This window comes from Paenarthrobacter nitroguajacolicus (genome assembly GCF_031455195.1).
In the GTDB taxonomy this organism is placed as follows: domain Bacteria; phylum Actinomycetota; class Actinomycetes; order Actinomycetales; family Micrococcaceae; genus Arthrobacter; species Arthrobacter nitroguajacolicus_D.
Genome location: NZ_JAVDSH010000007.1, coordinates 54,369 through 72,953, shown reverse-complemented (window position 1 = coordinate 72,953; position 18,585 = coordinate 54,369). Strand labels below are relative to the sequence as shown.

11 protein-coding genes are annotated in these 18,585 nt (G+C 60.9%); 4 read left to right on the top strand and 7 right to left on the bottom strand.

Annotated elements, in window-relative coordinates; all coding sequences use genetic code 11:
- Positions 1 to 110 precede the first annotated feature (110 nt).
- The 5 genes from J2Y68_RS15360 to J2Y68_RS15340 form a co-directional block, all read right to left on the bottom strand.
- Positions 111 to 764 carry a TetR/AcrR family transcriptional regulator gene (locus J2Y68_RS15360; RefSeq protein ID WP_309994651.1) on the bottom strand — a complete coding sequence of 218 codons (654 nt, stop codon included), beginning with the start codon at positions 762 to 764 and terminating at the stop codon, positions 111 to 113.
- Entirely contained in the window at positions 761 to 3,229 is a 2,469-nt protein-coding gene (locus tag J2Y68_RS15355) for a beta-glucosidase (RefSeq protein ID WP_309994649.1), read from the bottom strand. The genes J2Y68_RS15360 and J2Y68_RS15355 overlap by 4 nt, the downstream gene beginning before the upstream one ends.
- The gene (locus J2Y68_RS15350) at positions 3,229 to 4,365 is read right to left on the bottom strand and encodes an LLM class flavin-dependent oxidoreductase (RefSeq protein ID WP_309994647.1); all 1,137 of its coding nucleotides are present in this window, start codon (positions 4,363 to 4,365) and stop codon (positions 3,229 to 3,231) included. Before J2Y68_RS15350 ends, J2Y68_RS15355 begins: the two co-directional genes overlap by 1 nt.
- Before the next feature lie 46 nt (positions 4,366 to 4,411).
- Positions 4,412 to 5,389: a LysR family transcriptional regulator gene (locus J2Y68_RS15345; protein ID WP_309994646.1), complete on the bottom strand. Its 978-nt coding sequence runs from the start codon at positions 5,387 to 5,389 to the stop codon at positions 4,412 to 4,414.
- Between the two features lie 106 nt (positions 5,390 to 5,495).
- Complete coding sequence (locus J2Y68_RS15340; RefSeq protein WP_309994644.1) at positions 5,496 to 6,698, bottom strand: flavin reductase; 1,203 nt, start codon at positions 6,696 to 6,698, stop codon at positions 5,496 to 5,498.
- A gap of 342 nt (positions 6,699 to 7,040) precedes the next feature.
- Here J2Y68_RS15340 and J2Y68_RS15335 point away from each other — a divergent pair, with 342 nt between their 5' ends.
- Entirely contained in the window at positions 7,041 to 8,516 is a 1,476-nt protein-coding gene (locus J2Y68_RS15335) for an MFS transporter (protein WP_309994643.1), read from the top strand.
- A gap of 69 nt (positions 8,517 to 8,585) precedes the next feature.
- Here J2Y68_RS15335 and J2Y68_RS15330 read toward each other — a convergent pair whose 3' ends face one another.
- Together J2Y68_RS15330 and J2Y68_RS15325 are read right to left on the bottom strand one after the other, a co-directional pair.
- Complete coding sequence (locus tag J2Y68_RS15330; protein WP_309994641.1) at positions 8,586 to 11,945, bottom strand: glycosyl hydrolase; 3,360 nt, start codon at positions 11,943 to 11,945, stop codon at positions 8,586 to 8,588.
- A 233-nt stretch (positions 11,946 to 12,178) separates the two neighbouring features.
- Positions 12,179 to 14,383 (bottom strand): cytochrome P450/oxidoreductase, encoded by a 2,205-nt coding sequence (locus J2Y68_RS15325; protein ID WP_309994639.1) that lies wholly within the window; start codon positions 14,381 to 14,383, stop codon positions 12,179 to 12,181.
- Between the two features lie 412 nt (positions 14,384 to 14,795).
- Between J2Y68_RS15325 and J2Y68_RS15320 the strand changes: the two genes are divergently transcribed.
- The 3 genes from J2Y68_RS15320 (at position 14,796) to J2Y68_RS15310 (ending at position 17,963) form a co-directional block, all read left to right on the top strand.
- Positions 14,796 to 16,094 (top strand): ABC transporter substrate-binding protein, encoded by a 1,299-nt coding sequence (locus J2Y68_RS15320; protein WP_309994638.1) that lies wholly within the window; start codon positions 14,796 to 14,798, stop codon positions 16,092 to 16,094.
- Between the two features lie 76 nt (positions 16,095 to 16,170).
- On the top strand, positions 16,171 to 17,118 hold the full coding sequence (locus tag J2Y68_RS15315) for a carbohydrate ABC transporter permease (RefSeq protein ID WP_309994637.1): 948 nt from the start codon (positions 16,171 to 16,173) through the stop codon (positions 17,116 to 17,118).
- 2 nt (positions 17,119 to 17,120) lie between these two features.
- Positions 17,121 to 17,963, top strand: a complete 843-nt coding sequence (locus J2Y68_RS15310; RefSeq protein WP_309994635.1) for a carbohydrate ABC transporter permease — start codon at positions 17,121 to 17,123, stop codon at positions 17,961 to 17,963.
- The last annotated feature ends 622 nt before the right edge of the window (positions 17,964 to 18,585 follow it).

The window sequence follows — 18,585 nt, the reverse complement described above, 5'->3', positions numbered from 1 at the left end:
TCCTTAGATCAACGGCCATCGGTGGTAGTTCCCACTATGCCGAGAGTCGGAGAATGTCCGGAAGACGAGCTTTTGGATAGCCGGTATCGCCGCTCGTTATGCCCGCAGGGTCAGGGGCGCGTTGCCGCTTGCTGGCCAGCCAGAAGATAGGAAGCCACCATGCCGGCCAGCTTCTCGGCTATCTCCTGCCAGTCAAAGTTTCCGCTGCCCTCCATGGTGCTGCCCAGGCCCAGCCGTCGCGCTACAACGCTGTAAACAACATTGAAGCTCCAGTCGACGTCGGTCTCGTGGAGGAAGCCTTCGGGCCACTGGTTCAAGACGGCTGAGAAGTTTCTTGCCAGGACAGCATGCGAGGCAGCGCCCCGGTTCGAGATCGTTTCGTCCTGGGTAGCACGCAGCATAAACGGGCGGAGAATATCCGCGTATCGGCGAAGGACCTCTATTGTCCAGTCCACAGCTGCCCGCACCACTAACTCCAGTCCTGCACCCGGGCTGATGGACAATGATGCGAAAAGGTGGTTTGAGACGGCGTCGATGTCATCCATTTTCCGGCCGTGGGCCACCCGGATCAGTTCATCCTTGCCCTGAAAGCGCGCATAAATGGAACCGATGGATACGCCGGAACGGGCACTGACATCAGCCAGAGTGAATTCGTCGCTGCCCCGCTCCTGAAGCAGGGCCAGGGCCGCCTCGATCGTCTTCTCAAACGATTGGCGGCTCCTGGCCTGCTTAGGCTCACGGGACCTGGTGTCCGGAAGCGTCACAAGGTGATCCTACAGAGGATTCCCTCGTCAGCGGCATTCCTTGCCACCCGCAGCTCCCATTCCCCGGTGGGGACAACCCAGGCGGACTTCGCCGTATCCCAGCGCCGGAAGCCGAGCGGGTCCGCCGCAATCCTTGCCTCCGCGCTTGCACCAGCGGCTACATCGAGTGCAGTGAAACCCATCAGTCGGAACCATGTTTCGCCGGGTGCCTTGCCGTAGAGCTGGACGACGTCGCGACCCGGCGACGTACCAGTATTGCGGAGCGTCACGTGGACAGCCACGCCTTCCACCTCCGCAGCATTGTCTCCAAGACCAAGCATGGATGACGCCAACACGGCGTCCACCAGTCTGAACTCCGTATACCCGAGGCCGTAGCCGAACGGATAGCGTGGGCTCCTTCCGGACGTTTCGAAATGGCGGTAGCCCATTGGTTCGCTTGCTGCGTAGTCCAGGGTCAATTCCGTGTCCAGCCCATGTCCCCAGCCGGGGATGTCCTCGTTCCGTGCAGGGAAGGACACTGGGAGCCGGCCCGACGGTGCAATGCTGCCGGTGAGGACAGCCGCGAGTGCGTGCCCGAATTCCTGGCCAGGGAACCAGGACATCAGGAGGGCCTTCACGTTGTCCGCCCAGGGCAGCAGCACCGCGCGGGAGGCGTTGACGACCACCACCGTTTCGGTGTTGACCGCAGCGACGGCCTCTACCAGGCGGTCGCAGGCGGGATCGAGAGCCGCCGTCGTGCGGTCCGCGCTTTCGCGGGAAGAACCTTGCTCGTCACCAACCACCACAATGACGGCGTCCGCGAGGGCCGCGAGGGCCAGCGCATCAGTCAGCGGAGCGGACAGCTGCTCCGGCGCCGCGACAGCCGTGATGGCCTGGACCCTGCCAGGCTGGAAGGCCATCTCAACCACCACTTCCACCTCGCCGGCGGGCAGGTCGAGGGTGACCTGCTGGGTGTCTGCGCGGGCAACGACGCCCATGACATCATCCGGCGCCGGCGCGGGAACCTCCAGGACACGTTTGCCGTCAACGGTAACCGAGCTGATCCCCGTGCCGCCAGCGCCGACCGCCCACCGCGCTGGAGCCTCAAGACGCAACAGCGCCGTGATGCGGGCGCGCCCGGGCGCGTTGGCACCCACGCCTGGTACTGGACCAAACCACACGAACGACGATGCGTGCCGGACTTCGCTGTACAGTACTTCGTCCCCGCCCGCCGTGGCCGGAGAGAGAATCTCCAGCAGCGCCCCGGGCGTGCCATCGGGGGCAATACTGCCCAGTTCTGTCAGGGAAAGGGCATCGGACAGCGCCGCGCCCGACTCGTACCGCACCTCCACATCCGGACCAAAGGCGTCACGGATGGCATCCAGAGGCGTCACCAGTTCGCCTTCCGGCCGCACCGTAGCGAACGTGCCACCCTGAAAACACGGCTTGGCAGCGTTCGGGCCCACCACGGCCAGCGTCCGGATCCGGGACGGATACAGGGGCAGCACGCGGTCCCGGTTCTCGAGCAGCACGAAGGATGCCGCTGCTGCCCTGCCGAGGACATCACGTTGTTCTCTCCGAGTGCGGAGCCGGGCAGGAACGGGAACAGATGCGCCGGTCCGCCGCCCGGTCCTGTCGGCCAGCCGAGTGACGCGTTCGACGGCGTCACGCAACCGCCGTTCGGGAACTTCACCGGCGGCGACGGCGTCGGCCAAGCGCGCACCGAGGTACTGGGCCGGACCAGGCATTTCCAGGTCCAGCCCCGCATTGGCGGCAGCAACCGTATCGTCGACGCCGTACCAGTCCGAAACGACCACCCCGTCGTATTTCCAGTCATCCTTGAGGACGCCGATCAGCCCGGAATGCTGGGAGCAGTGCATGCCGTTCACGCGGTTGTACGCCATCATCAGCATCCACGGATTCGCTGTTCGCACAGCCGTTTCAAACGGTCGAAGGTAGGTCTCGCGTAAGGTGACGGGATCAACACGGGAGTTCATCCGGCGTCGTTCTGTTTCGGTATCATTGGCCACCACGTGCTTGGCGCAGCATCCCACGCCCTGTGACTGGACGCCCTGCACCCAGGCGGCCCCGAGTACGCCGGTCAAGAACGGGTCCTCGGAGAACATCTCGAAGCCCCGGCCGGTGAGTGGCGAGCGGGGAAGGTTGAGGTTCGGGCCCAAAATGGCGGACACGCCCCGTTCCGCGCCCTGCTGGCCGATCAGCTGGCCCACGTCAGTGATGATTTCCGGATCCCATGTGGCGGCGAGGGCCGTCCCGGATGGCATAATGAGCGAGGTATCGCGCTCGTCCATGGCCTTGCTGACGATGCCCAGAGGGCCGTCCAGCAACACCATTTCTTCTACGCCTTCCTCGTCGCTGGGCGTGGTGCTCCAGCCGGTGCGGCCGCCCGTAAGTTCAGCGCCGCTGATATCCGGGCCTGTTACAACCGCCTCTGTCGCTGAAGCGCCGGTAAGCGGGCCGGCCATCACAGTGCCGCGACCTTCTCAGCCACGCCGGCCGTTTCGGAACTGCCCAGCAGCGGCCGGACACGCTCTGAGAAGAGGCGCATCGATTGCTCCGTGAAGCGGCGGCGTTCTTCGGTGAGCGGGCCGCCCATGAGGGCAAGAAGGACGTTGCCAATGCCGAGATCGGCGTACTTCTGGAGTTCGGCTGCCACGGTTTCCGGGCTGCCGTACAGGCACCATGTTCCCTTGTACCCCTCAGTGCGGGCATCCGGAGTCGGGCGGAGGTCCACCCCGCTGATGGTTTCAGCGGCCTTGTTGGCTGCGTGCTCACGTTCTACTGCTTCCTGGTACTGCTCCAGGATGATGTCCATTTCTTCGGCTGCCTGTTCATCAGTTTCGGCGATGTGTACGTGCTGGTAGGAATGGGTGGTCCATTCCAGTGCTGCCTTGACAGCTTCCTCCGAATGGCCTGCCGCTTCGAGTGCGTTGCGGTAGTTGGAGAAGTTCTTTTTCACGAACTCGAAGGCGTTGCCGCTGTCGATGACGGGGGGTGCGAAAGCGAGGATAAATGCCGGCTGCGCTTTCTTGGCGGCACGTTCCACGCTGGACGGCCGGGCTGCAACCGACATGACGCGGGGTTCGGGCTTGGTGTAGGGGGCAGGGACAATACGGGACACAACTGATCCCCGGTAGTGGCCGTTGTCGAAGGTAACCGGCTCGTCACCGGGCTTCTTCGCCCATAGTTTTTCGGCGATTTCGAGGTTCTCGTTAGCGAGCCGGGAACTGTCCTGGAAGTTCACCCCGAAGCCGATCATTTCTTCGGGGGTGGTTCCGCTGCCGACTCCGACCAGCAGCTTGCCGTCCGTCAGCTGATCCAGAAGTGCCAGCCGCTCCGCGAACCGGACGGGGTGGTGCAGGGCCAGTGTCTGAACGGAGAATCCGAAGTGCATCCGGTCCAGTTTCCCGGCAAGGTAAGCGGCGAACACGAACGGGTCGCTGGCGGGGGGAGCATACCCGGTGAAGTGATGGTCCGGCAGGAACACGGCATCGAAACCTTTTTGTTCGGCGTCGATGGCGTGCTCCACCATCGCTTGCATCACTGGGCGGTCTTCCTCCGGGCTGCCGGAGCGGGAGGTGAGAAACAGGGAAAAATGCATGGAAACTCCTGAAATTGGTCGTTTATTCGTTACAAGATGATGGGTGCTAAGCCACCTGCGGCTGGGCCGCGGCCTCGTCCCCGGTGAGGCGTATGGATGAGGGTTCAGCTGGTAATGCAGGTTCCATCTGGGCAGCAGCTCTGCCAACCAGGCGTCGGAACCACTGGTGTCCTGGATCCCCGGACTTGGACGGGTGCCACCACGCGCACTCGACGAGGGTGGGAAGGTTGATGGGCAGTTGCATGATGCGTGCGCCTGCCACGTCCGCTAACAGCCGGGCGAGGCGTTCCTGGACCAGGGCTAGCCGGTCGGTGCCCGCAACAGCGAACGGAAGCATCAAAAAGGTATCAACGATGATGTCGGTTTTTTCGCCCAGTTGGAGGTCATAGACGCGGCGGTCCGCGAGGGTGGAGTCGACCTCTGCTCCGAACAGCCTCGCCCACCGGGCGTGCCGCATTTCCTCCACCGTGAGCCTCCGCTCGGGTGAACCGGCACCGGTGACGCAAACCCAGTTGTCTGTAAACAGCTCGTTGTGCGGAAACCCGGAGAAGTGGCCCTTGGGTATAAGCATCAGGTCCGCGTTCTGCAACGTCTCCTTGATTCGATCCACGGCCAAAGGGGTGACAGCGTCGAAGTGCACCTGAACACCGGGAGCCTCTTCCTGCAGCATCGACATCAGTTTTCCCGCTAGCACCGTGAGGCAATAATCCGAAGTGATTACCCGGAAACTCCTGGTCGAGGACGCTGGATCGAAGACGGCCTGGGCATCGAAGGTTCGTTCCACGAGGCGCAGGATCTCAGAGACGTCCTCCTTGAGGACCCTCGCCAGCGGCGTCAGCTCATAGGCTGATCCCACACGTGTCAATAACTCGTCGTCGAACTGTCTGCGCAATCGCTGCAGTGATGAACTCATGGCCGGCTGGCTGATTCCGATCCGTGCACCGGCGCGGGTGACATTCCGCTCCTCAAGCAGGGCATCGAGCGAGACGAGCAGGTTAAGGTCGGCTGTCAGTAAATTGACCATGTCTTCTCCACGTTGAGGATGATAGCAAAACCCGAATTAGAATATTGATACTAATTATGGCGCAGCTCACAGCCATCGTCAACGAGCCAAGAGCGGGCTTTGCTTCTTACCGTGGAGGCCGGCCTCCGATCTCCTCGCTGATCGCCTGGGCAGCTGCCAAGAGCCGGTCCCTGCATTGAGTGAGCCGTGAAGCTGGTTCAGAGCCGGAAAAACCGTTCAGTGTCAGGGTTACGGCTACTTGTCCGGTTGGATCAAAGACTGGGGCATGAAGCGATGTCACTCCCCCCGGGTCCTCGATGGACGCCGGGCCCGTCGATGCGGTCCGTTCCAGCAGTTTGGGGAGGACGCCGCTAAGATCCGGGGCCGCGGTGTCGCTTGGCACCGCAACCATTCGCTCGAACTCCGCCGCAGCCGCCCTACCAACGGAGACGGCATATCCAGTTTCACGGACGCGTTGCAGTTCAGCATGGGCAACCTCCGGAGCAACATGCCCCACTACGTTTTCCGCGTTGGTAATCCACCGCGACTCGGCGGCTTCTCCGGCCCATGCCACGTGAAGGGGGGCCAGGGGTGCGGCAAGGGCAAAAGAGACGCCTACCCGGGACGGGGAGCCGATGGGGGAACTGGCCATGCCCGCTGCAGTCAGGACGACAACTGAATCATCGACTACGCCGCTGACCAGCACCTCAAGTTTGAGCTCCTCTGCAAGTGCCTCGATTTCAGGCCGGGCAGCGTCTGCAGCTTTGACGTGGCGTGTGAGGGCTGTTGCGGGGGAGATGATTGAGGGAATGCTGAAGGAGCCGTAGCCGCCGCGCAGGAATAGCAGCGGAAGATCTGTCGACTCGCCTACCCCCAGGGCTTTGACCCGTCCAATGACGATGTCATGGTCCCCGGCGCGGATCACATTTTCGATGTCGCAGTCAACCCAGGCAGCCGCTCCCTCCAGCTGCGCACTGCCGGACGGCGTTTCCGACCAGGCATTGGCGCTGAACCGGTCCTCAGCCTTGCGGGAAAACGCACGGCAGACGTCCTGCTGCCCGGCGGTCAGGACGTTGGCGCAAAAAGAACCGGCTTCCTGGATCTTGGGCCAGCTGGTGGAGCGGACATCGGGCATAAAAGCCACCAAGGGCGGGTCCAGTGACACGGAACTGAACGTACCTACCACCATCCCAACGGATTCGTCATCCCGGGATGCCGTGATGAGCGTAACCCCTGTGGGGTACTGGCCGAGCACATAACGGAACCACGCCGGATTGTCCGGGCTCGTCTCTTGAGATTCAGCGGTGGAAACAGGAATGGTCTGTGCCATTGGAAGCTCTCCTTTTCGTCGAGTTTTCATCAAGTAAACGCGCCGTACAGGAGGCTACGGAAATAGTTCCAAAGTATGCGGGCTATTGAGAATTCGAATGCACGGTGCCATCGGTCCACGGCACGGGGCAATGATAAGTTCGGATGGACGCTGGGGCCTTGGAGGGCCCGTCGGTCGGGGTGAAGATTCCCCCGGACGCGCACCTGGCTGGCGTCCCGCCAGTCCTACTGGCATTCCCGGAACGAGGTTGCGGTGCGCCGTGCAAACTTGTCAAAAACCACCACATCAGAAGCTGAACCATCCGCGTCGCCGCCAAAGCAACAAAGGCCGGGGAATCCTGCTGTGGCCGGGATCCGGATCGGCCGGGTTTACGCCGCGCTCCTGATCATAGTCCTACTGGGAGCATTGGATCACACCATTGTGGCGACGGCACTACCAACAGTGGTGGGCGAATTGGACGGTGCGAACCACATGGCTTGGGTCATCACCGCCTACGCGCTGGCCATGACCGTTGCCATGCCCGTGTACGGGCGCCTTGGGGACAGATTCGGCAGGCCGGCGCTGATGATGATCGCCCTGGCAATATTCCTTGGAGCGTCCGTGCTTTGCGGCTTTGCGCAGGACATATTCCAGCTCTCCCTGTATCGAGCACTTCAAGGCCTCGGGGGTGCCGGCACGGCTGTTTTGCCGGCCGCAATCATTGCCGATCTTGTTCCACCGCGGCAGCGACCGAAGTATCTGGGCCCCTTGGGCTCCGTATTCGGCATAGCAACAGTTGTCAGCCCCCTCCTGGGCGGCGCCATCACCGATACCGTCGGTTGGCGCTGGGTTTTCTGGATCAATCTCCCATTGGGTCTCCTTGCGCTGGCCATGGCATTTTCACTGCGGAAGCTTCACGTCGTCCGCGGAACGGGGGGAATGGACTGGGCCGGCATCATGACGATGATCCCATTCACCTGCACTTTGGTCACTGCGGTTGCGCTCTCTACTGAAACTAATGCTCCCACCGGAATGGTGCTTGGCCTGTATGTAGCTGCCGCCGTATTCGGCGCTATCTTTGTGGTCGTGGAGATACGCTCGAAACATGCACTGATACCAATGCGAATGTTTAGAAGCTGGCCGGTGGTCAACGCTGCGGGGCTGGGTCTGGTGATCGGCGCCGGCCTGTTCAGTGTGGTGGCCTACTTGCCAAGCTACGTGCAAATGGCCTACTCGACGTCAGCCTCCGTGGCGGGAATGATCCTGCTGCCCCTGGTGCTGGGAATGATGCTTTCCAGCAACCTGAGCGGCTGGATCGTCACCCGCACAGGAAGATATAAGATGTTTCCGCTCGCCGGTTCTGCCCTGGCCACAGCAGTCGCACTCTGTCTTCGGTTACTCCCAGCCGGCACGCCCCTGCCCATAGTCGGGGTGTTGCTCGCCCTTTTGGGTTTGGCCGTGGGCAGTTTTATGCAGATAACGGTGGTCGCTGCCCAGAACGCCATGCCGCATTCGGTGGTCGGAGGAGTCACCGCTTCACTGGGGTACCTACGCGAACTCGGTGTGACTGTAGGAACAGCCGTGTTAGGCGGACTTTTCGCAGCGTCGCTCGCGCAAGCCACAGCGAACAACAGCCTGGGTCTTCCCGCGGCAACCCTTACCGACCCCCACTCCGTCCAGCAGCTGCCCGACGCTTTGCGGGCAGGCGTCGCGGACATCTACTCCGGGGCCTTCCTGCCCATCTTCGCGGTGCTAGCCGGCATCTTCGCTGTGGGAGTACTGCTGTCCGTCTTCATGCCAGAGCAGCGCCTCTCGGAAACGACGACACACGCCGAGTAAGGGACACTCGGAAATGCCTTGGGGAGCCAAGCTTTCGGCCGGCTCCCCAAGGCATTCCATCTCGAACAACTACTCCCGGTAGGCCACGAGCCGCACCGGACCCTGCAACCCGGCGGGCAGCGTGTCGGCATCAGGTTCGAAAACGTGGGCTCCCGGGCGTGCCGTCACACCAGCCGCGGCGTCTCCAATGAGCCGGTTAGCCCAGGAGTTGGTAACCGCAATCTCCAGCAGGTTCTGACCGGTTCTTGCCGCATCCGTGACATCCATCCTGAAGGGTGGCGTCCAGAGCACACCCAAGTCCCGCCCGTTAAGACACACTTCTGCAAGGTCGTGAACGTCGCTGATTTCCAGAACCAGCCGGAATCCGGACCCGCTCGTCAGTTTCAGGTCGAAAGTGTGGCTGTACACAGCCTTTCCGGAAAAGTGCTTAACGCCGGACGGGTAGTCCGGCGCGAGGGGGCCGCTCCAGGGTTCCGCCGCGGCCAAGATGAGCGGATTGGCTGACTGGGAATCGGCGTCGAACTCCACCCGCCAAGGACCGTCCAGCTCCTGCCCATGCACGGGAACCTCTGCCCATTCAGGAACATCCGGCTGTTCAGGACAAGGAGTCTGATGGGAGCTGTCGTATCCGAGCAGGACAAATACGGAGCCAAAGGCATCAAGTTCTATGTCGAGCGCTGTTGCTTCAGATTCCCCTGTGATGATCGAAGCAGTTTCGCGGCGGGCGCTGACCGGATCCCATAGCTCTGCCGTCTTGGCCTCTACCCGGAATGCTGCACGGATCTTCTCAGGCCGGTCGAGCTGGTTACTGACAAAGTACAGCTCACCTTCGTCAAGGCGGCGATGGATCACCGCCAGATTCGAATCGTCGTCCGTGCCCAGGACCCAGTCGGGACGCACTTTGATCCTCGTCAACCCAATCACCAGCCCGTCAGCTGTGGACACACCGTCCAGGTCCAGAAGGCCTGGCCGTTGCCGGCTCCAGAGGGCATCGACGGCGGCGGCCCATTCTTCCCTGTCGTCCCCTTCGCTCGGAGAGCTCTCCGGCCGCCAGCCTGCCACTGTTGCTCCGGCGTCAAGCAGTTCCGTGATGCGCTGGACTGCGGCCAGGGTCATACGGTGGCTGGTACCGCCCAAGTACAGGAGTCGGTAGCTCACCCCACCGGCACTAAGGAGATGACCATCGGACGTCACGGTGATGTGATTCAGCAGTCCATCCAGATTTATGAAATCGAACCCGTATCCTTCAGGGACCTCGGGAGCTGAATCACCGAATACACCGGTCACCGGGGCTTCTTCACCGTAGAAGTATGCGATGTCGGCGGCGTGCGTTCCCTGCTGAAGCAGGTGGCTGCAGCGTGCGATGTAGTCAATCCATGGCCGGGCAGCGTGCGCCCAGGTCTCGTTGCGGGTGAAGGATTGGCCTAGATAGGGCGAGAGCGTCACACCTGGTTTGGGAGCAGCGTCCGGCTGATGGGGTGACGTATGGATGTTCACGAGGTTGACGCCCAGGGAAAATTCCATGTCCACGACGGGTTTAAGGTTCCTGGGGGTGAACATGAAAGGCTTTCCGAAAGCGCTCATGGATTCAGCTCCCACAGCCGCCTTTCCGTAGATGTTGGCTACGGAGGAGGCGCCCTGCAGATCCGCAACGTATGTTGGTTGCGGCCCATTTTCCGGTTCATAGCACCACATCGCCCCCATAGGCACGTCGGCGTGCGAGCGTATCTCAAGGTCGTCGCCCAGCTGCGGGCGGTGATCCTCCAGCGCCTCGGCGTAATAGCCCATTCCCCGTGCGTGAGCTACTCGCGCAAGCGTCCCGTAGTGCTTTTCGGCCAGAAGCTCCGCGATGGTCCGGCGGAAATCCCACAGGAACGCGTCGCTACGTTCGGCGCCGCCCACTAGAACACCACTGACCGTCGGCAGCCACGGCAGAAGATCGTAACCGCGCCGGCTGCGGAACTCCTCCCGCATCGCCGAGGTCCAGTTCTGCGGCCCGGACTCGATACTGTCACTCAGCAGGGCCGTCACCCCCTGGGAACCGATGAGTTCCTGCCCCAGCGCTTCGTCAAAGAAGCCAAGGTACTGCTCGATGTAGTCAGTGACGAGACCGCCGTCAAGCTTGTCCACTTCCAGACCGGTGGCATCCACAGGGGCCGGTCCGTTGAGGTGCCCGGTGAGGGAATACCCGAAGCGAATGACTGTCCAGTCACCTTGCTGCGGCTCCCAGTCCAGAGTCCCGTCCTGTTGAAGCCGATCACTAAGATCAATGACCTCCTCAGGCTGGACGGCCGCCGCCTCATAGGGGCCACCCTCAAGGGCGTAAAAGTCAGGCACGGGGGCAAAGCCGGCCTTCTCTTCTGCCCGGTTGACTCGCGGCCCCGGGAAGAGCTGGAGCCCGGACAGCTGAAAAAGAAGGTTCTGCCCCTCGGGGTCCGAAAACTTCAGAGGTCTGACACCCGGTGCGAAAGGGAAACTGAAGCCGACGCGGTCCTGAAGTAGAAGCCGGAAATAGCGTGCCGTCACGGCGGGAAAAGCCGCCGACCGGACAGGTGAAGGGGATGAGGGGAGCTCAACGACCGTGCTGAAGGTAGTACCGTCGTTGCTGGCTTCAAGCCAAGCCAGGGGAGCCGGCGACGAACCGAAGCCGTGCCGGGCGGGCAGACCGACCCGTATGGAAGCAACAGCAACAGGCTCATTGAAGTCCAACAGAACCCAACCTGATCCGGGATCTTCACGCTCGGCAGAAGCGGTTGCAGACAGATCTATGGCGGGCCAGAACCGACCGTCCGCCAGTGAATCCAAAGTGCGTTCGCCCGACACCGGGCCGCTGGCGGTAAGCCTTGCAGGCAGGACCGGTTGATGACATTCACGGTGAGGAAGCGCCACAACGGCTACTTCCTCATAGTGATCGGGTATCTCCACTTCCGTCCCACGGACGGCCCTGAACGGGACGTCCTGGAATGGCCCGGATATGGACGGCGGGACGGGCAGCGCCAGGGGCCTCCGATCGGTCGCGCTGACCCTTGCCGTGCTCCAGACCAGTTTCTTCATCCCCGCTGCAGGGCGGACCCACGGCCCTCCGGTGGCACTCCACCCAGCAGAGGTGGCGACTGACAGCTCCAGGCCCAGCCGGTCGGCGGTGTCCGCGGCACACCTCATCGCTGATTGCCAGGCGGGTGAACGGAAGACGACTGTTTCAGGTACATAGGCAGGAGTTCCCATGGAACCGTTGAACGCTTGCACACCGCCGACTCCGGATGCGGCAAGCCATTCCAGGTCTTTGACTATCCCTGCCTCATCGACGTTGCCGTCCATCCAGTGCCACCAAGCTCTGGGACGCGCACTTGCGGGTGGATCGACGAATTCCTGGAACAGCAGGGGGTCCTTGCTCGATTGTCTGTCGTGAGCAAATGGCAGGTCTGGCATTAGTGGTCCTTTAGGCAGGGCAGCGGCATTGGTCTCACCTTAGGACTCCGGGTGTTACTCAGGCAGTAAACGACCATGCAGAGTAGTGATGGTGAGCATAGGGGAAAACTATTCCTACGAGGGCTCATGGAAGAGCTCATATCGGCGATGATTTGGAATGCGCCAAGGAAATGGTTCAAAGTGGGACCGCGGCGGTCTTCTGAGCGCGAAGCGTGGAGGCTTGCCTTCGGCGCTTACGCCTCCAGCACCAAACGCCGGCCACGGCAACGTGATACGCAGGTCATCATCGTTTGGTTAGCGAGTCGCTCTTCAAGGCTCAGGACCGAGTCGCGGTGCTCGGGAACTCCCTCCAACACTCGGACTTCACAGGTCCCGCACGTACCTTCGCGGCAGGTCGACAAGATGCTGGCACCCTCCCGGTTCAGGACGTCCAGAACGTTCTCGTCCACCCCTACCGTGACGGTCTTCCCGGTTCTGGACATCTGCACTTCGATGGGACGGTTCGGCAGGTGCTCCACCTTCTGCGCCGCGAAGCGCTCGACCACCAGCCGGAGTTCCGCATCGTGCCTCGCAGCGGATTCCTCCAAACCTGCGAGAAGTTCGTTCGGCCCACATGCATACACGAACGCATCGTCGGCGGGAACCCTGGACCAAATGTCATCGAGGTTGTAACGGCCGCGTTCGCTGCTTGGCCAGACATAGACGTTCGCCGGGTGTCGCTGCACCAGATCCTCAACATAGGGCATGAGTTTCCGTTCGCGACCAAGAAAGAGCAGGCGCCAAGGTGTACCGCGGCGCTCAGCTTCTTCAATCATGGGAAGCAGGGGAGTGATTCCAATGCCACCGGCGACGAACAGCAGGAACTGTGCAGGCTTCAGCCGGAAATGATTGCGAGGTCCCCTGATGCTCAACCTGTCTCCGACCTTGACCTGGTCATGGATAAGCTTGGACCCACCTCGGCCGCTGTCTTCCTTCAAGACAGCAATCCGCAGTTCAGAGGACGCCGTTTGCCCGCACAGCGAGTACTGCCGCAAGGAGCCATCCGGGAGCTCCAGGTCAAGGTGCGCCCCTGGCTCCCAGCGGACAATATCAGGACTGCTCGTCTCCAACGTGAGCTCCAGTACTTTTTCGGTCACGAGGCGGCGGGCGCTGACAGTTACAGGAATGGCAGCAGAATGAAGAGCGTCAATAACAGGGGCGCTGGCCCTCTCGGCGACGCGCACCGGTGTCCATTCGAGCGGCAGGGAAACCATGCCGCGGCCTTCGGAGACCACTGTGTACTCAAGCTCGTCGTAGGGCGCACCGAGACGGAGATCCGGAAGCCGCTCGTGCAGGACTTCCAGTTCGATTCGGAGGAGGAGGCGTGCGAGCGGCGCTCCTAAACACGCATGAATTCCCTGGCCAAATCCCAGATGTGGCACAGCCCAGTCGCGGTCAAAGTCGATGTCGTCCGAATGGCTGAACTTTGTTGCGTCACGGGATCCGGCGGCGTATGCGAGGAAGACCGTTTCGCCGGCCTTCAGCTGTGTGCCACCGAGGCTGACGTCCCTAGTCACCAGCCTCTTCATACCGGTGATGGCTGACTCGTAGCGGAACAGTTCCTCGAGGGCTTCAGCTCGTGAAGTGTCATCCTTCTGCGCGGCCGCGTAGCGGTTTGGGTCGGCCAGGAGGTGCGAGAGTCCCATACAGATCAGATTCGACGAGGTTTCGTGTCCTGCCAGCATCAGCCCCGGGAACATTGACAACATTTCGAAGTCGGTCATTTCAACGGCTCCTGACTCCCGCTCATTCCATATGTGGCTGATCAGGTCGTCCCGGCGGTTGTGCTTGCGCTCGTCCATGACCTCCAGGATGTAGTCGTGCAGGTCGAGAAGGAGCTGTGCTTTCTCATCGGGGGTGCCCGGGTGATAGATGTCGCGGGGACCCATAAAGAAGCCAAGGGCTGCACCTATCCATTCGGACCGGTGGGAGTCAAGGCCCACGACGTGCGCGATGACCTTCAGCGGCAACGGAAGAGCGAAAGAAAGCTTCAGCTCCGTCCGGCCGTCCTCAACGAAACCATCGACCATGAGGTGGGCCTGTTCACGGATCCAGCCCTCATACCTGCCCAGCTTCCGTGGCATAAAGAAACTGTTGACGCTCGACCGTAGGCGGTCATGATCCGGGTTGTCCAAGCCCAGCAGGGTTCCCCTGCTGGGCACCCTTCCCTCAAATTGCTCACGCCAGGGCGATGGGACAGTCCCCACGGTCGGCTGGGAGGAAAAAGTCTCCGGATCGTGGAGTGCTTGGACAATTTCGTCGTAACGTCCCACTACCCGTCCCTCGAATGTGTCCGAATGGGGCAATCCTTGGCCTGTCCGCGCCCCTGCGAGGTCTTCGAAGAGCTTCTGCGGATTGAGGAAGGGACAGCCGACGCCGGCGGGCTGGGTAACAGTCATTGGATCTCCAACAGGATTTGGAAGTCCCGCCCGGAAGAGAGCGTGCAGGCGGGACGAAACGGTGTGCGTTTACGTCTGCTTGCCCGATGCTCTGAGCATCGGGGGGGATTATTCATCATGGCCTGCATGCCACGTGCCCTCACCCCGCCTGAATAGCACAAGCATATAGGCCTCGATGGAAGAGGTCACGCAATCCCACCATCAAAAGGGCCGATGCTTGGTATCGAGTGCGGGAGTGAGCACCATCACTCCCATCAATAGAGGCCATAAGCAAAGTCGCGTGGACGGCGTGGAGGAACTTCGGTCTACTGGAAGCCATAAGAGGTAGCTGGCTACGGGCCACTGCCGGAGCCACGAGGGCTTAGCGTTTCCAAGAGGCAGCCCCTCGACAAAGATGTCTGAAAGGTACCCCGTGTCACAGTTTTCGATTAACCGCCGTGGGTGGCTATCCGCCGCTGCCACCGCTGTTGCAGCTTCCGTCGTATTAACCGGTTGCGCCGGCAGTTCAAGCTCCACCGAGTCAGGGGGCGCCGAGCCGCAAACGATTCGCTTTTCGTTCTCCACTACCAATCCTGCCGACACCTTCATTCAGGATACAACGGCCGCCTTTGAGAAGGCTCACCCCGGCGTTAAAGTCGAATTGGTCAAGCTGCCGGCGGAAACTCTTGCCCAGACAGTTACCACTCAACTGCAGGGTGGCACCGCCACCGATGTCATAAGTGTCCTCTCCGGCCAAGGACAGGTAGGTGCTATGACTGGTTTCGCCAAAGCTGGACTGCTCCTGGAACTCAATGACCCAGAGCTCAACAAGGCACTGCCGGACAGCATTGAGAAGCTCTTCCAATATGAGGACAAGCTCTACGCTGTTCCGCTCGCTTCGATGCCCGCCGGCCTGATCTTCAATCAGGCCAAGGCTCAGGAACTGGGCGTGAAGCTGGACAACACGTCGACCTTTGACGACGTTCTGGAACAGTGCAAGGTTGCCCGTGACAAGGGCGTCTCCCTGACCGCCCTTGCGGGCACTGTTCCGGGCAACCCAGGGATTTTGGCGATGACCCTTGCTAGCTCAACGGTGTACGGGCCAAATCCGAAGTGGAATGACGACCGAGCCGCCGGCAAGACCACTTTTTCGCAAGAGAAAGGCTGGCAGCAAGCCCTCGAGGGTGTAAAGCAAATGTTCGATTCAGGGTGCTTCCAGGATGGTGCGGCAGGTGCGGGCTTTGATGTGCTCATCAGTTCGGTCGGGCAGGGTAAAGCCCTCGGCTTTTTTGCTCCCGGCGGAGCAGCCAAGAGCATCGCCGATGGGTCCAAGGGAGCTGTGAACCCAGTCGTCCTTCCAATGCCTGCTCCTGATGCTCCCGAGACGTACCTGGGCACCACAGCCGAGCTTGCCCTCTCCGGTAACGCAAAGACGAAGAGCCCCAAGCTGGTAAAAGAGTTCCTGAAGTACTTCACTGAAAAGGAAGGCGCCGAGATGGTCGCTAAGGGACTGGGAGCGCTTCCCGTCAACGCCAGTGATTACCCGCTCCCCGCTAGCTACGAACCCATCGCGAACCTGTACAAGGAGGACAAGGTACGCCCGTTGGCACAGACCGAATGGCCCTCCGCCAAGGTGTACGACAGCCTCGGCAAGGGTGTTACGGCCATGATCACTGGACAGAAATCGGCCGAAGATGTCCTGAAGGACATGGACTCCGCCTGGGGCAACTAACGAACGAGTGCCGGCCGGTTTACCAACTACCGGCCGGCACTGCCTTCCCTTCAGCAACGAATAAGGAACCACGACAGTGACTATTACCAATGGCCGGATCATCCCGCCAGGGACTGACAACAACGAAGCCGCTCCAGCGCCCCCACACCGGCCCTCGGGGATCGGCTTCGGCCGCTGGTGGTGGGCACTTCCGGCCGTCGCCCTCACGCTCGTTGTCACCTACATGGCAACAGCCTTCGGAGCTTTCTTCGCATTCACTGACTGGACGGGGCTGGGTGACTTCAACTTCGTTGGCTTCGACAACTTCATTCAGGTTCTTCAGGATCCGACGCTGGTGGGCTCCGTCCGAAATACCCTGTTTCTTGCGGCTGGGTTCGTGGTTTTCACCAATGCTCTTGGTCTGCTTTTCGCCTTGGCCTTGAACAGGACGCTCAAGACACGTTTCGTATTGCGCGCACTGATTTTCATGCCGGTGGTGCTCAGCTCGGTGGCTGTCTCCTTCGTCTGGAAGTTCATTTTTGCTTTTGACGGGCCGCTCAACCAGTTTCTGGGCGCTGTTGGGCTGGGAAACCTGAAGCAGGACTGGCTGGCCAACCCCTCGCTGGCGCTCTGGTGCATCCTGGCTGTCATGGTCTGGCAGAGCATCGGCTTTGTTATGGTCATTTATCTGGCCGGTCTCGCCACTGTGCCGGTGGAACTGGAAGAAGCAGCAGCTTTGGATGGTGCCGGTGTGTGGCGGATTTTCCGAAGCATTGTCTTGCCGACCATCCAGCCGTCGGTGGCCATAGCGACCGTTCTAACCCTGATTCAGGGGTTGTCGGTCTTTGATCAGGTCCTCACGTTGACGGGCGGCGGCCCCGCGGACGCCACACAGACTCTCGCGTCTCAGGTCTACTCCCAGACCTTCGTTTACGGGGCGTTCGGTTTGGGTGCCGCCGCGGCTCTTGTCCTTACCGTTTTCATTCTGATCCTCGCGCTTATCCAGCAATTCATTGTGCGCGACCGCGCCAAAATTGGAGACTAGAAATGCATCGCTATACGAAGTGGTCGCTTGCCAGGGAAATCCTTGTGGTAATTGCCAGCATCATACTGTTGCTTCCATTTTGGATTCTGATCAGCACCTCACTCAAAACCACGGAGGAGGTGCTCACGAGCTCTGCCTTTGCCCCGCCGTCGGCCCCTACTTTCGATAATTTCATCCAATTGCTCTCACCAACGGGCAGTCAGTCCGGCAACGTCTACCAAGGCCTTTCCAGTAGTCTTCTCATCACAACCGGGACCGTGCTGGTACTGATCGCCTTGTCGTCGGTTGCAGCATATGTGTTCGCGCGAAGCACCCGGAAACTATCCAATAACGTCTTCAGGATCTTCTTAATCGCTATTGTCCTACCTACCCAACTCGGGGTCCTCCCGCTGTACATCGGTGCGCGCAACCTCGGCCTGATTGGGAATCCCTGGGGCATGATCATCATCTACACGGCCATGGCCATGCCGCTTGCGGTGTTCATTTATTCCGGCTTTTTCCGACGGCTCCCCAGGGATTATGAGGAGGCAGCCACCATCGATGGCGCGAGCCGTTTCCAAATTTTCTCACGCGTCATCTTCCCCCTGATGGCGCCAGCTACGGGCACCGTTGCCATCCTTGGCGGCCTCCTAGTCTGGAACGATTTCTTCACGGCAGTGATATTCCTGAACGGCTCGCCGTACATGACACTCCCAGTAGTTGTTTACAACTACGTGGGCAGCCTAGTTTCACAATGGAATCTGAGCTTCGCGGTGGTCCTCATCGCCATGGCGCCCGTGCTTGCCTTTTACGTGTTTGCTCAAAAGAAACTCATGCAGGGATACGCCGGCGGTATCAAGAGCTGACCTTCACCTAATGGCCGAAGGTCCATCAAATAGCTATAGCTTCCCGAGCTGCTCATTCGAGGCGCGTCCCAGGAGGATGCGATTGATGGGAGGCTGGCCCCGGGAGCACCAACTAGGCGAAAGTGCAGTCGCCCTTTCAACTCAGTCCCTCCAAATTGATGACGGCGTCGCGAGCTCGCGCCACCGCTCGCCCTCGAGAACCGGGACGACGCTCACTGCGCGCCTAGACCAGTTGGGAGGCCAAAGGTGGAGAGAAGACGGTGAGCCGGGAGACACTGACTATTTCCGTGGCCGTTGGGACAGTCCTACTTTGAATGAGAAAAGACGTGGTCCCATGTCAACGACGGCTCGAACACACTATCCGAGGAGCAATAGGAAGCTGGTAGCAGACTCCTGGGCCAACGTGGTTCGGCGCGGAACCAAAGTTCACGCGCCGAACCACGGAACATTTGGATAGAAATGATGGACCGGCCTCCGAGCACCTTTGTGGGCCCCTGGTCAGTTGGGATAGGACCTGCGGAAATGCCGGATTCGTTAATGAACGGGCGTTCTGGCAGCTACTTCTACTCCCGTGCTTTTAACGCCGACAACCGATCTTCCGTCAAGCTGGGGGCAGGCCGAG

Bases quoted from the DNA above. Each gene is read 5' to 3' on its own strand.
- J2Y68_RS15355 (WP_309994649.1), bottom strand. From the start codon at position 3,229: ATGGCCGGCCCGCTTACCGGCGCTTCAGCGACAGAGGCGGTTGTAACA.
- J2Y68_RS15340 (WP_309994644.1), bottom strand. From the start codon at position 6,698: ATGGCACAGACCATTCCTGTTTCCACCGCTGAATCTCAAGAGACGAGC.
- J2Y68_RS15330 (WP_309994641.1), bottom strand. From the start codon at position 11,945: ATGCCAGACCTGCCATTTGCTCACGACAGACAATCGAGCAAGGACCCC.
- J2Y68_RS15350 (WP_309994647.1), bottom strand. From the start codon at position 4,365: ATGCATTTTTCCCTGTTTCTCACCTCCCGCTCCGGCAGCCCGGAGGAA.
- J2Y68_RS15325 (WP_309994639.1), bottom strand. From the start codon at position 14,383: ATGACTGTTACCCAGCCCGCCGGCGTCGGCTGTCCCTTCCTCAATCCG.
- J2Y68_RS15345 (WP_309994646.1), bottom strand. From the start codon at position 5,389: ATGGTCAATTTACTGACAGCCGACCTTAACCTGCTCGTCTCGCTCGAT.
- J2Y68_RS15310 (WP_309994635.1), top strand. From the start codon at position 17,121: ATGCATCGCTATACGAAGTGGTCGCTTGCCAGGGAAATCCTTGTGGTA.